We start from the raw sequence: 13,967 nt of genomic DNA, 5'->3' as shown, positions 1-13,967 counted from the left end.
CCCCCATAGCGGGGTGAGATCTCGTAGAGGGCACCCGCTACTAGGGGCCAGTCTTCACTCCTATGCTCGACGCCTAGAGCTAGAGAGGAAGCCGCTGCCACTATGAGGACCCGGGAGCTACTATTATCATTTACACTCTCAACCCTCCTGGCCGAAGCAGTCTCCCCTCTAGAAATCCTAGCCTCCAGCATAGTGCTTGGAGCAGACTACAACGTGAGCTTGCCGGCAACGCTCGCAACAATGCTCCATAATAATCATAGGAGCCTCTCTACTATAGGATCAGGCCTCCTCCTAGCCCCCCGGCTAGGAGCCAGGAGGCGGCGATGGCAATAGTAAACTAAATTCCTTCTCCCAGAGAGCATAAGGCCGTTCTCAAACATCTACCCCCTCTCGATCACTATTGACGCGGTAATAGCCACGTTGCTAGTATACGGTGTTGGGCTTGTCGTATTCGATTAGCTTGTTTCGAGGGCGGTCGAGGATTAATTATGGATAGGGATTGGTGGGGCCGCGGGGATTTGAACCCCGGACCACGGGGGCCCAAGCCCCGCATCCTAGCCAGGCTAGACGACGGCCCCCCGCATCCTCCAAGACACTAGATACTCGTGGGGAGGGGGTAAAAAGGTGAAGGGGTGGGTTTAGCAGTCTCTGCACGTTGTATGAGGAGATTTACCTCGCAACCACGAGTGCTACGATGGCAATTATCACTAGCACTATTATTATGGCTATTATGATCTGGATAGTGTTACTACTCTCTCCTCCGGCCGCAGGGGTGGTAGTTTGCGCCTGGCTTGTCGTAGCTTGTGTAGTGGGGCTTGTTGTGCCTGGAGCTGTGGTTGTTGTCGAGTGTGTGGTTTGAGTCGTTGTTGTTGGTGGCGTGGGCCCTGCTAGTGTTATGGTTATGCTTTTTGTTGTGGTATGACCCGCGAAATCCTCTGCGGTAACCGTTATGGTAGCATTAGCCTGAACATTGGATATTACCTGGAACTGTGCTAGATAGGTGTTTCCGCCATAAGGTGTGAACTTGAATACCTTTACCTCGCCCGCTGAGGCTGTTATGTTCGCTGTAACTTTGCTTACTCCCCAGGAGTTGTCGTCCACGTTCACGTATAGCTTTACGGTCTTGTTAACTGACGGTTGCTTTGGTAATATGGTCTTGAACTCCACCTGGGGGGCGTCGTTGTCTTCCTCAGTATATAATGCAAGTTTGAGTACTGAGTTATGGGGTAAGTTGATATGGAGTGCTATGAAGGTTCTGTTCAACTCGTCTACCCTGAGCTGGTCTACGATCTCGGCGCTAGCCCCTGTTGAGTCGAGCAGCTTTAAGTTCACCTGGTAGCCGGAGGGCCAGGGCAGGGCTAGTATAATGGTCCTGTTAACGTCAAAGTAGGGTAGGTTGTTGACTAGTTTAAGGATGAGGGCTTTCTTACCCTCTATGAGTTCACCGTAGTATGTTGTATTATCGAATATCTTCTGGTTCCAGTTCCTCGAGTATTGAGGTAGAGTATTGGGTATGGAGTTGAACGTGTCGCGGACGGACTGGTTCTTGTAGCCTACAAACCACGGCGGGGATAGCGGGTATGAGATATTTCCACTGGTAAGGTTGAGGGTGAATACTTGGAATCCCTGGTACATTCCTGAGCTCTGGGATAGAGTTGTAGTCGTCTGGAAGAGTGTGGTAGTGTTCGTTCTCGATGAGTGGAATTTGACATACATGTCATGGTGTATGTGGCCGGCTAGGACAAGGGTTACATTGTAGTCTTCGCATAGCTTGAGGAAGTACCTGGTTGCAGTCAGGTTCTCACCCCAGTAGTAGCTCACAATGCTGTTGCTGTTCTCATGCGGGTTGGTTAGGAGAGAGGTATTCTCCTGGCTGTTGAAGGTTATTTCTCCCTGATAGTAGAAGACAGGGTGGTGTATCATCACGATCTTGTATGGTATGTCACTGTACTTCTCTAGTATGCTCTTGAGCACTTGAAGCTGTGTCCAGTTGGCGTAGCCATCCTCACCGGTGTCGACGTATGCTATAAGAAGTGTCCCTGGTATGACTGTGTAGGCGACGTCCTTCTCATAGTAATTTATGAAGTTCTTTATGGGCCAGTCATGGTTGCCCGGGTTGAGGACTTCTGGAATAGGATAGGCCAGCATGTACCTGTAAGCGAGGCTTGCCAAGTACTGGGAGGAAGACGCAGTGTCTGCCTCGTCTCCAGTATTAAGGATCATGTCCACTCCTGCTAGCTGGCTGAATAGGAAGCCTGCAGCCCTCTTATAGTCTCCGATGGTAGGGTTAGGCTCACCAGCCCCGAAGTGGACGTCAGTTATGTGGAGGAAGCGCAGTAATCCGTTGAATTGGCTGGGGGAGGTTATCACCCAGATGCTCCTAGCAGATACGAGCGTCTTACCCGACTCTGTATTCAGTATAAGGTCGTAGAGTCCGCCCTTGACACCCGAGGGAATTGTGAGGTTATATGAGGACTCGTTTATTCTCGCTACTGGAAGGTCGGCTGTCGCTTCGACAAGTTTACCATTTTCGAGGTAGATTGCTAGTATCTTAGCAGAGGTTATATTCTCCGTAGTATACCTGCTCTTCAAGGTAATCGTTACCGTCCCACCAGGGGTTACGATAGCGGGGAGTCCTGGGCCAATGTTTAGGAGGGGGTTGGGGATGCCTGCTTGATTGATGTTAGGAAGAACGCCGTTGTCTTGCCCGCTTGCTGTTGCAAGGTATGCGGTGGGGGCTACCAGGAGAGCTGTTAGGAGGAGTAGAGCTAGGAGCTTTTTATGCTCTCCTGCGTGAATCATCTGGATCCCTCGCGTATTTGACTGTTGGGCGACGGGTTTAAAAACTTATATATGATAATTAAAAAGAGGGAAAAAGTGTATTGTTTTTACTTGCGTAGGAAGTATACCGCTCCAGCTATTATTATTAGTATTAGTATGATTGAGCCTATTATAAGCCCGGTGTTACCGCCCCCACCTGCCTGCGTAGTGGTGGTTGCGGCTGGCGTGGTGGTAGTAGCGGCGCCTCCCGTAGTGGTTGTTGTAGTCGTCGCAGGGCTGGTGGTGGTTGTTGTTGTGGTTGTAGTTGTTCTGAGTTGTTGTAGTGGTTGTTGTGGTTGTAGTTGTTGTGGTTCCGGGGGCGGATGCAAACTCTGTTACGAGGGTCTGGAACCACTTGATCATGTTGGTCACGAACTTGGGTCCATCAAGCTGTACTCCATGGTATTCGGGGGACCAGGTGGGCTCGTAGTCTCCGTAGGGAGACTCTCCGCTTACAACTATTAGATTGTGGGTGTCGTTGTGGAACTCTGCTGCTATGAATACGAAGGTGAAGTTTCCGGCACCCTTACCGTAGAATAGCGGACTATATACTAGTGGGTCCGGTGGGTTGTTGTCGCCGATGTAGCTGGTGTTGTAGCTCCAAGCTATCCTGACGAGGCCGGGGAAAGTCTCGTTTACAATATCGTGTGGGTTCCCCTGCTCATCGACCCATATGACCGGGGCGGGACCGTGGCCTAGTATAGGCTTGGTGATCCCCTCCTTTATTATGTCAGTGTGGAGGTAGGGTACGTTGTCTGGGTCAACATGGGTTAGGACCCTGTAGAACGCCCCTGCGTTGTGTATGTCGTCGTAGAAGCTCGCGTACTCCACCCTGAGCTTCGCCCCGATATACTCGAGCAGATTGTTCACATACACCTGGGTAGCGTTTCCGCTGCCATAGTCGCTGTCGCCGGCCACCCAGAGGACCTTGTCTCCCTGGGCAAGCCACTGTACAATAGCGTCCATCTCGTCGGTGGAGAATGCGATTGTTGGCTGGCCTATTATGAAGACGTCCACGTTCTTGAGGGTGTCGAGGGTTATTGGGCTAGCGTTTATCACCACCCAGTTGACGAAGGTTATATTGCCCATTATATAGTCGAGATACTTATCGCTCTCCCCATGGGAAAGGTCGACAGCCACCGTTATCGTGTTATTCGACTCTGCCAGCGCAGGGTGAGCGGTTGTGAACGCGAAGGGGGATATGAGGAATACGGCTAGGAGCATGAGCCCCCAAGCAACTCTCGTGTATTTCACCATATTCCACCCAGATCGGCTTTCTCGCGTAAACGGGTCTGAGACTCCTGCTTTAAAGGATTTAGCTGGGTTCCCTCTATGATATCTGGGAGAGAATGGGATTACCCATTAAACCACATAAACACCATTCATTGCAAGCAGTAATACTATCGCCATAAATGATAGGATGCTGACCGGCGAGAGTGAATCCTTATTTTTATACGTGTGGGACTCGGATTACTTGAGGGAATGAATGTTGGTGGGAACCAGGCTAGTTGCCCTCATGTTGATCGCTCTCATAGCAGCTCCTGTCACCCTCGCCATCCTCCCTCAAGCACAGCAGGAGCAGTGGCCTTGGGGGAATGCACAGGAGCCCTTCCCATGGCTCAACTATCTTAAGAGCCTACCCCACGAGGATGGAGTAACATTGATAATTATTACAAGGCACGAGTCAACCATACTAGAGAAGACGAGAGAGAAGTTCCTAAACTCTCCGGTTGCAAAGGAGCTTGGTATTAAGAACATACAGTTTGTACAGGCGGGTCCAGCCCAGTGGGAGACATACATTAAGAAGGGGATAGAGAGAGGGAGACCTATAGACGTAGCTTGGAGAGGAGGCCCAACCCTATTCAACTATATTGACAGCCTAGGATACCTAGAGCCTCTAAACACGACGGCTCACCCAGAATACCAGGCTATAATGTATGAGATGACAAAGATACCCAAGGAGATAGCTGGAGTCCCAACGTACCTTAAGGGCAGTGATGGGCTAATCCACTGGATCGGAGCCGCGATTAGCAGCTTCGGGATAACGGTGAACCACAAGGTACTGGAACAGTACAATCTCCCCACGCCTAAGACATGGGATAACCTAACCAACCCCATATTCGCCAAAGAGCTCCCCACCACCCCCCTCGTAGGGGTGGCAGACCCGACTATGAGCACCAGTAATACAAGGATGTACGAGATCGTCCTCCAGGGCTACGGTTGGGATGAGGGCTGGAAGATACTAACCCTGATGGCGGCTAACTCCAAGATCTACGACTCGAGCAGCGGTGTTAGGGATGCTGTCATAAGGGGCGAGATAGCCGCTGGGATAACTATTGACTTCTACGGCTATACAGCAATGCACCAGAACCCAGACTGCGAGTACATCCTGCCACAGGGCCTCACCATTGTAAACGCTGACCCAATAGCGATAATCAAGGGGACAAACCACCCGGTCCAGGCGGCGGCTTTCGTTGCATGGGTCCTCAGCCAGTACGGTGGCCAGCAGATATGGCTTGACCCCGACGTGAACAGGCTACCCATTAACCCAAGCGTATTCAACACAACCCTGGGCCAGCAGAGGAATGACCTCCTACAAGCTTATCAGACCGCAATCAACTCGCCTAGCATCGAGTTCAACGAGACGCTCGCAGGCCTAACTGAGAGGCCAATGCAGTTCTACTTCAAGGCCACACTCGTTAACGCACACGACGACCTACAGCAGGCATGGGCTGCGATCGCGAAGGCATACCTTGACGGGAAGATAACTAAGGACCAGTTCAACCAGCTAGTCGAAAAGCTCACTGAGCCCTTCAAGTTCAAGGACCCGGTAACTGGCCAGGAGGTCACATTCACTAAGGAATACGCTATAAAGATAAGCAAGAACATAAGCGATCCAGCAGTATACCAGGCTCTAATGCAGGAGTGGGAGGACGGAGCTAGACAGCGCTACCAGGAAGCCTACCAGCTCCTCCAGCAGATGCTCCAGGGTGGACAGGCAACCACCACCGCGACAGGCACAGTCAGCGTCACAACCAGCACCGCGGCAACCGCTGCTGAGAAGGGGACGAGCGCCACCACGTGGGCGGCCGCTGTAATCGTCATTATCATAATAATAGGTATAGCATATTATATCCTTAAGAAGTAGGGTCTAACCGGGGAGCCTCCACAATTCCCCCTTTTTATTAACCCATCCATTCTACGAGTCCATCTAGGAGTCCACGCTTCCCCTCATTGGATGCTGGAGGATAAGGGTCATGGGCCAGGACAGCGTTGAACCCCGCTACAAGCCCAGGCACCTATTCCTAGCAGGATTAGCAGGTGCACTAGCCTACTATCTACTAGTTGAGCTCTTAAAAGTCCCTCACGGGGAGTGGATTGCATGGGCTACAGCAATAATTCTAGCCGCTGCAATGTATGCTAAAGGCTTCGACTCCAACAGGTTAAAGTACAGCATGTCTATGAGCTTCATTGTCATGATAGCATACCTCTACGACACCCTGATCATCCTCCTCCGGATACCGGGGCTTGCACGGGCAGTAGCACTCCTGTTAGCCCCAGTAATCTTAGTCCACATTGCGACTTATACAGCCAGCCTACGGAGGACTAGGGTGGAGGAGGCTAGGGTAAAGGTCCCACTCGGTAAGAGGATCAGGACCAGCATGTTCAAGCTCGACACTATAATAATAGCCTTCCTAGTTGTAGGCGGCGTGATCCTCCTAGTATTCCTGGTCACACCAGTTCTAATAATGCTCTGGAACGCATTCATAACTCCTCCCGGGACCCCCTTCTATGAGAACTTCGTAAGGATATTCACCGGGAGATCATATGTCAAGCTCCAGTCCTTCGGGGACACGTTATGGTCATGGCAGGTTAGGGGAGGGACGAGGGTACTCGTAATAGACGGCGTCGACCACGGGGTACTATTGAACAGCCTGATAAACAGCGTAATCGTCACCAGCGCAGCCACTCTCCTCGGCATCATAGTAGCGTTCGTGCTGGCGAGATACGACTTCCCCGGGAGGACCTTCATAAGACTATTCGCTATAGTCCCCCTATTCGTAACCCCCTTCATAAACAGCTACGTTATAAAGCTCCTCTTCAGCGCAACTGGCCCAATCTCATGGATAACACTCCACCTGTTCAACTATGCCGTGGAGATCAAGGATCTCGCTGGAGTAACCATCGCCCAGATCATGGCATTCTACCCAATAGTATACCTCAACGCCTACTCTGCCTTCATGAACATAGACCCGAGTATGGAGGAGCAGGCGGAGAACCTAGGCTCCCGCGGACTAAGGCTCTTCACAACCGTAACCCTCCCCCTAGCACTCCCCGGCATAGCTGCAGGGTCGATTATAGTCTTCATATTCAGCCTCGAGGACCTGGGGGCGCCGATCGTCTTCCAAGAGAGGAGGCTGATGAGCTACCAGATCTACAGTAGCTTCACCAGCGAGACCGGCATAGTATCTCCAGAGATAGCGGCGCTGGGGTTCGTCATGCTATTCCTGGCAGTAGTGAGCTTCCTCGCCATAAGAAACTACATCAGCATGAGGAGCTACGCTATGATAAGCAGGGGTGGGAGGTGGCATAAGAGGGAGAGAAGGCTGGGATGGAAGGGCCTATTAGCGGTATACCTTGTCCTCCTCCCCCTGATCTTCTGGACTGCACTGCCACAGATAGGAGTCATACTCCTAGCATTCAACATAATGCCTCCAACCCAGTTCTCTCTAAACCTCCACAACGCCTCAGCCAAGTACTTCCTAGAACTCTTCACCAACCCCAACATATTCATGTACATTAGGAACACGATCACATACGCGCTTACAGCAGTCGTTATAGCAGTCACCCTCTCAATAATGATAGGCTACGCGGTGAGCAGGACCCGGATAAAGTTCATAACTCCAACGCTCGACGCCCTCGCAACGATCCCTATAGCTATACCCGGCCTGGTGGTAGCCCTGGGCTACTTCTACTTCTTCGCGGACTTCTTCGCCAACACCCCCCTCGACCCCACGGCTGGCCCCACAATATTCCAGGCGTGGGTAGTATTGATCATAGCATACAGTATTAGGAAGCTGCCCTTCGTCGTGAGGAGCGTATACGCCGGGTTCCAGCAGGTCCACGAGGGGCTCGAGGAGGCCGCCCTGAACCTGGGCGCCACGAGGAGGAAGACGGTCTTCGGGATAGTCCTGCCATTAATCCTCTCGTACATCATCAGCGGAGCAGTGATCGGCTTCATCTACATCAGCACCGAGGTCTCCACTAGCGTAACTATAGGCGCTCTCCGCCCCGACCAGGCGCCTATGACATTCTACATGAAGAACATCTATATTGGAGGACAGCTCGCAGGCATACAATATGTTGCAGCCATGGGAGTATTGTTGATCCTATTCCAGCTTCTAGCAATACTGATAGTGATACTGGGGTTGAAGCAGAGCTACGCCTTTATAGGCGCGTAGCCGGCAACCACTATTATATCCTAAACTACAACCCATTCAAAACCGGCCAGCGGGTGCCTGCCTGTGACTAGGATAAGGCTAGAGAATGTCACGAAGGTATATGGCAGCGTAGTAGCAGTCGACAGGGCAACGCTAGAGATAGAAGACGGCGAGTTCTTCACCATAATCGGTCCAAGCGGCTGCGGCAAAACCACAACACTAAGAATGATAGCCGGGTTCGAAGTCCCGGAGGAGGGGAGGATATTCTTCGACGACAGGGATGTAACCTTCCTAAAACCCTACCTGAGAAACACTGCCATGGTCTTCCAAAACTACGCCCTATGGCCCCACATGACGGTATACGATAACATCGCCTACGGCCTCCGCCTCCGCAAGGTCCCAGAAGAGGAGATCAAGAGGAGAGTCCGCAGGGTCCTAGAACTCGTGGACCTGGTGGGGTTAGAGAACAGGTACCCCCTCCAGCTGAGCGGAGGCCAGCAGCAGCGGGTAGCGCTCGCAAGGGCACTGGTAGTGGAGCCAAGCGTCCTACTCCTCGACGAGCCACTAAGCAACCTGGACGCCAAGCTAAGGCTCGAGATGAGGGAGGAGCTCCGAAGCCTCCAGAGGAGGCTGGGGATAACGACGGTATACGTAACCCACGACCAGCTGGAGGCCCTCAGCATGAGCGATAGGATCGCCGTAATGAATAGGGGGAGGATACTCCAAGTAGGGACCCCCGAGGACCTCTACATGAGGCCGAGGAACCTGTTCGTCGCAGGCTTCCTTGGGAGGAGCAATCTCGTGAAGGTTAGGGTTAAGGGTAGGAGGAACAGCTATCTAGAAGTCTACTCGCCCACTATGCAGGAGAGCCTCCTAGCAGTGGGGGAGGTGGAGGCGGGCAGCGCGATAGCGGTGATAAGGCCTGAGAGCTTCGAGGAGGCTCGAGAAGCCGCTGGAGAGAACATTTTGGAGGCTAGGGTCGAGTACTCCATGTTCCTCGGAGATAAGAGGGAGCTGAGGGTAAGGGTGGGGGAGGAGCGCCTAGTAGTCTACCTTCCACCCGACTCCAGGGTTGAGGCTGGTGACAGGATAAGGCTCAGAGTCAAGCCGGAGAGGATCATGGTTCTCCCAGCAACGGGGGATATTGAGGAGATCTAGCCGGCCCTAGTGGGAGGGTCCCTCCCCAACTCCACCCTCTCCGCGCCTACACCTCCTCGCCGCCTCCAGTACCATTGCCACCAGTATGGGTTCTAGGGGATCCCCCATCGCCTCATACCTGTACGCATCCAGCACCCTGTAAACCCCATCCAGCAGCTCCTCTAAGAGTGCTCTATCCTTAGGGTCCCTTAGACGCCTAGCCACCCTACGCAGCCTCTCGAGCTCAGCCTCTACAAGTACTCGGCCAGCGGGCGCTGTCCTACCCATCTCCCAGCCACCACCAGCTCAGCGTTATGGATAAGGCTCCTCGCAGGGACCCTCCTGGCGGGGTGCTTTACGAGGGTTGCTAGAACCCCCCTCCTAGACGGGTCGAGCCTCACGATCACGTGTATGCTGTGATGGTGGAAGCTCCCTCCCTCGGGCAGATAGCCCTTATTGAACCTCGTAGCCCTATTAGCCACTACCACCCTAGCCCTACCAGCCGCCCTCCTAATAGCAGCGGTAACCCTGGTTAGCAGGCTATACATCCTCCAGCTCCTAGGAGCGTAGAGGTAGGGGTCAACCACCACTATGGTCTCGGCCCCCGTCTCAACAGCATCATCCACAAGGCGCGGCACGTCTGCTAGCCTAAACCCGCGGGCAACGAGTATGTTCTCTGGATCGCTCCCCCTAATCTTGGAGAGCCGCGTTAAGAGGTAGGGGTTGAGGCCGCCGAACTCCTGCACGTGGACCACAGCCACCATGCCACGCCTAGCCGCCTCAGCCACAGCGTGATGATAGACTAGCCTCACCCCACCCTCATACCCGTAGAACTCGACAATCCACCCCCTCCTCAGGGGCTCTAGCAGCGTGTCTAGGCTAGGAAGCCCTGTTACCCCCATACCACCCGCCTACTAGACGCTTATAATTCCCGAATAATTTCAAGTGAAACCCCTCTATCATACCATACCAGGGGACCCCGAGGCGCAAGTAATACCAGAAACGCCATAGTACAGGATTACATCCGCTCCAGGAACGGGGGCTAGTGGCGCCCGTCAACGCAGGCCTCCATGGGAAGGAGACTGTTATCGGGTGCATGCAGGGGTTCAATAGCCGAGTAGCTTCCGATACATCTCCCCCGCCGGCCCCTCCATGACTATACTACCGTCTTCGAGATACACTATCCTATCGCAGAGGCTCCCCAAAACACCTATATCATGAGATGCCATAACGACTAGCTTTCCCCCCTCCACCAGCCCCCTTATAATACTTGAAATATTCTTCCTCCGCTTAAAGTCCAGGTTAGAGTAGGGCTCGTCTAAGACCAGCACGTCCGGGTCGAGCACCAGAGCCCTCGCAATAGAGACTAGCTGCCTCTGCCCTGCAGAGAGGCTCCGTGCATCACTGTCTAGGAGGGGGAGGAGACCCAGTTCACCTGCGATCTCCCTGATCTTCTCCGCCACCACTCCATCGCTATAACCTCTAATCCTGAGCCCCAGCGCGATGTTATCGTATACGCTACCCCTAACCATTACCGGCTTGTCATGCACATGCACTATACGCCTCCTGTACACGGTGACATCACTCATCCACGGGTCCACACCATTATAGAGGACTTGACCCGCGACGGGCTTGTATAGTAGGGATATGATCTTGAGGAGAGTTGTCTTACCGCTCCCATTAGGCCCCGTCACCCCTATACATGCACTACTCTCTAGCCTTGTGGAGACGTTGATTATGGCTGGAGTTTTGGACCCCGGGTAGGTGTAGAATACCCTTTTCAGCTCTATCCTAGCTCCCACTCCCTCCTCACCAGCCTCACCGCTATGGATACTCCAATCGCTATCACTGTCAATACAGCTCCCAGCTTCAACGCCGCCTCATACTCCCCCATAGCGGTGGCGAGGGCTATTGAGGTGGTGAGGGTCCTCGTAACCCCCTCTATGTTACCACCCACAATAAGGGCTACCCCCAGCTCTCCGACAGCCCTTGAGAACCCCATTACCGTGGAGGATACGAGGCTTGGAAGGGTTTCACGGAAGACTAGGAGCGCGGCCTGCCTACTACTAGCGCCGAGGGTGAGGGCCAGCTCCTTATACCTCTGGATCCCAGCCAGGAGGGCATTGTAGGACACGGCTGTAATGAGGGGGGTTATGAGCACCGCTTCTCCAACCACGATGGCTTGGGGAGTATACAGCATTCCCAGGAAGCCGAGGGGGCCTTGCCTGCTTAGGAGGAGGTAGAAGAGCAGTCCAACTAGTACGGTTGGGACTCCTACGAGGGCCTCCACTAAGTACACTAGGAGCCTAAGCCTCTTGGACTCAGCTAGGAGGTAGGCTAGGGGGATGCTCCAGGAAGCCGCTAATACTGTAGCGGACCCGGATATCGCGATCGACCGCAGCGTAACCGCTCCCAACGACTCCAATCTTCAACCCTGCCCTGCAAGCTCCCTCCACACTTGGGAGAGCTCGTTCGAGCTCTCCCTTCGCCGGGTAGAATAGTGGCTGCCCATACTTCTCTACGCCGTAATTGGCGATTAGGGACTGACCCGTGTCGCTCGTTATGAAGTCTATGAACTCTTTAGCAATGCTCCTCTCATCACCCTGGCAGGAGGTGACGAGGTAGGCGCTGTAGATATTGATCAGGGCGGTGTCGTTGCCATATAGGATCTCGAGGCCCGGAATCCTTCCATCCTTCTTGAACTTCAGGTAGGTGCCTATATCGCTCAGCGTATAGGCTTGCTTCTCATAAGCCGTGACTAGGGTCTCACCCATGCCCTGCCCCGACACAATATACCAAGGCCTCCCCTTCGGGTCTAGGCCAGCCATCTGCCATAGCTGCAGCTCCTTAACATTGGTTCCAGACTTGTCCCCCCTACTTATGAATAGAGCCTTCCCCTCTTCTCCAGCCCGGTATATCCTCCTCATAGCATCTGTGAGGTTCTCTGCCTTCCCCACCCCCGCCGGGTCGCTAGATGGCCCCACGATTACGAAGTAGTTGTATGCGAAGATGTGATGGTACTCGAGGACGCCCTTACTAATATACTGGGCCTCCAGGCTGGGGGCGTGGACGAGGACGAAGCAAGCGTCGCCTCCCTCAGCTCTTCTCAGGGCCTCTCCGCTCCCGACGGGTATGAACTGTATCGACGCCTCAGGGTGCTCCTCCTGGAACTTCTCCGCCAAGTAGTCGAGTAGCCCGGTGGCATAGAGGCTGGTGGTTGTTGTAGCCCTAACCGCCAACTTACTGTTATGGTTCGCGTAGAAGGCGTAGGACGCTAGTAGAATAATTATGATGATCGCTATTGCTATTGCAGAGAGTGTGCCCTTATTCACTCCGCCACCCTCCCGTTATCACTGATCCGATAACGGTCTATTAAACATTAAACACACTCCATGAGCCGAGAAGACCACCACGACGCAGGGGATAGGCGAGTATGTCTCATGATTATCAAGCATTCTCCTCTTAGTCTAAGCCACAATAACCTCTCCTACACCTCTGCCTGCCCTATAGCCTTGTAGACGGGCTAGATGGGGGAGGACATCATCCTTGAGGGCTTTTATGAATAGGTCTCCATGTTTCTCGTAGAAGTCTCTCCTAAGGAGGAAATCGTACCTCTCATACCCTACTAGGGTGAATTCTAAACCGTAAAGGTCGGCGGCGTATTGGATGGCTAAACCCACATCCGCCTCTCCACGAGCAACCGCCTCAGCAACCTGGAGGTGGGTTGAGACAGTGTTTTCGTATCCCTTAACATGCCTCGAGTACTCCGAGGCCTTTATCCCGAGCTCCTCCGCCTTTCTCGCCAGGAGAGCGTCTAGGAGCTTACGGGTCCCCGAGCCAGCCTGCCTATTCACTAGTCTAAGCCTCCCTTTAATCAACCCCTCAAGTATCTCCTCCACGCTCATCCTATGCTTGGAGACGAAGCCTGTAGCCCTCTCATAGCCCCTAACGAGCACCGCTACACTCTGGAGGTTCAGTGAATGATAGTATGGGAGGTTATACTCTCCCGTCTCCTCATGGAGCAGGTGTATCCCTGCTATGTCAGCGTCGCCGTAGAGCACAGAGTTCAACCCGCCAATAGAGCCGATCCAGTAAACGTCGGCCTCGAGGCCTCTACGCCTCAGGGCGCCTATTAGAATGCTAGCCGCGGCATCGTGGCTGCCTGCGAACACTATCCTCTCACGCAGTCCATGCCGGCCCCCGCCACGTGGGGGCTGGAAGTCCCTCCCCACTATCCTCTTATAGTATGATATGTAAGTGTGCAGCACCATCCTACCTGCCTCTGTCAGCTCGGTTCCTCCCCTCCCAGCCCCACCCTTCTGCCTCCGTACAAGCCTTCGTCCCATGAGCTTCTCGCACCTTGCCAGCTTCTCCCACGCCCTCGAGTATGGTATACCGAGAGACTTGCTCGCAGCGATTATCGAGCCGAGCTCATCGATCATATAGAGGAGGCTAGCGGTCTCCTCGTCCACAGCCTCCCTACCGTCCACCATGAGGACTAGCTTCAGGACAGGTTTAACTCGGGGCTCGCTCAAAACACTTTCTCCCAGAATACAGAGACTCTCATCT

12 protein-coding genes and 1 tRNA gene are annotated in these 13,967 nt (G+C 53.5%); 4 read left to right on the top strand and 9 right to left on the bottom strand.

The features are described from left to right. Nucleotides 1-102 precede the first annotated feature (102 nt). The gene (locus ACZ47H_RS00700; RefSeq protein ID WP_464933312.1) at nt 103-333 is read left to right on the top strand and encodes a hypothetical protein; all 231 of its coding nucleotides are present in this window, start codon (nt 103-105) and stop codon (nt 331-333) included. 167 nt (nt 334-500) lie between these two features. Here ACZ47H_RS00700 and ACZ47H_RS00695 read toward each other — a convergent pair. From ACZ47H_RS00695 to ACZ47H_RS00685, 3 genes are all read right to left on the bottom strand, one after another. After that, nucleotides 501-578: transfer RNA gene (locus tag ACZ47H_RS00695), tRNA-Pro, on the bottom strand. Between the two features lie 91 nt (nt 579-669). After that, a complete protein-coding gene (locus tag ACZ47H_RS00690; protein ID WP_464933311.1) occupies nt 670-2,802 on the bottom strand; it encodes a metallophosphoesterase family protein in 2,133 nt (710 codons plus the stop codon). 162 nt (nt 2,803-2,964) lie between these two features. Then, the gene (locus ACZ47H_RS00685) at nt 2,965-4,074 is read right to left on the bottom strand and encodes a motility-associated ABC transporter substrate-binding family protein (protein WP_464933310.1); all 1,110 of its coding nucleotides are present in this window, start codon (nt 4,072-4,074) and stop codon (nt 2,965-2,967) included. A 238-nt stretch (nt 4,075-4,312) separates the two neighbouring features. Here ACZ47H_RS00685 and ACZ47H_RS00680 point away from each other — a divergent pair, with 238 nt between their 5' ends. The 3 genes from ACZ47H_RS00680 to ACZ47H_RS00670 all read left to right on the top strand — a co-directional run bounded on the left by ACZ47H_RS00680 (nt 4,313) and on the right by ACZ47H_RS00670 (nt 9,419). Next, nucleotides 4,313-5,968, top strand: coding sequence for an ABC transporter substrate-binding protein (locus ACZ47H_RS00680; RefSeq protein WP_464933991.1), 1,656 nt, complete (start codon nt 4,313-4,315; stop codon nt 5,966-5,968). 109 nt (nt 5,969-6,077) lie between these two features. Continuing rightward, a complete protein-coding gene (locus tag ACZ47H_RS00675) occupies nt 6,078-8,282 on the top strand; it encodes an ABC transporter permease (protein WP_464933309.1) in 2,205 nt (734 codons plus the stop codon). Nucleotides 8,283-8,345: 63 nt separating this feature from the next. Further along, on the top strand, nt 8,346-9,419 hold the full coding sequence (locus ACZ47H_RS00670; RefSeq protein ID WP_464933308.1) for an ABC transporter ATP-binding protein: 1,074 nt from the start codon (nt 8,346-8,348) through the stop codon (nt 9,417-9,419). Nucleotides 9,420-9,425: 6 nt separating this feature from the next. Here the strand turns inward: ACZ47H_RS00670 and ACZ47H_RS00665 are convergent, their stop codons facing one another. The 6 genes from ACZ47H_RS00665 to ACZ47H_RS00640 form a co-directional block, all read right to left on the bottom strand. Further along, nucleotides 9,426-9,686, bottom strand: coding sequence for a DUF8156 family protein (locus ACZ47H_RS00665; protein ID WP_464933307.1), 261 nt, complete (start codon nt 9,684-9,686; stop codon nt 9,426-9,428). After that, nucleotides 9,650-10,300, bottom strand: coding sequence for a hypothetical protein (locus tag ACZ47H_RS00660; protein ID WP_464933306.1), 651 nt, complete (start codon nt 10,298-10,300; stop codon nt 9,650-9,652). The genes ACZ47H_RS00665 and ACZ47H_RS00660 overlap by 37 nt, the downstream gene beginning before the upstream one ends. Before the next feature lie 204 nt (nt 10,301-10,504). After that, nucleotides 10,505-11,200, bottom strand: a complete 696-nt coding sequence (locus ACZ47H_RS00655; RefSeq protein WP_464933305.1) for an energy-coupling factor ABC transporter ATP-binding protein — start codon at nt 11,198-11,200, stop codon at nt 10,505-10,507. After that, complete coding sequence (locus ACZ47H_RS00650) at nt 11,185-11,823, bottom strand: ABC transporter permease (protein WP_464933304.1); 639 nt, start codon at nt 11,821-11,823, stop codon at nt 11,185-11,187. The genes ACZ47H_RS00655 and ACZ47H_RS00650 overlap by 16 nt, the downstream gene beginning before the upstream one ends. Then, nucleotides 11,720-12,730 (bottom strand): ABC transporter substrate-binding protein, encoded by a 1,011-nt coding sequence (locus ACZ47H_RS00645; RefSeq protein WP_464933303.1) that lies wholly within the window; start codon nt 12,728-12,730, stop codon nt 11,720-11,722. The genes ACZ47H_RS00650 and ACZ47H_RS00645 overlap by 104 nt, the downstream gene beginning before the upstream one ends. Nucleotides 12,731-12,865: 135 nt before the next feature. Then, nucleotides 12,866-13,933: a substrate-binding domain-containing protein gene (locus ACZ47H_RS00640; RefSeq protein ID WP_464933302.1), complete on the bottom strand. Its 1,068-nt coding sequence runs from the start codon at nt 13,931-13,933 to the stop codon at nt 12,866-12,868. Nucleotides 13,934-13,967: the final 34 nt, after the last annotated feature.

The organism is Thermodiscus maritimus (assembly GCF_055382595.1).
The sequence above is the reverse complement of the archived record's forward strand: the minus strand, read 5'-3'. Positions and strand labels throughout refer to the sequence as shown.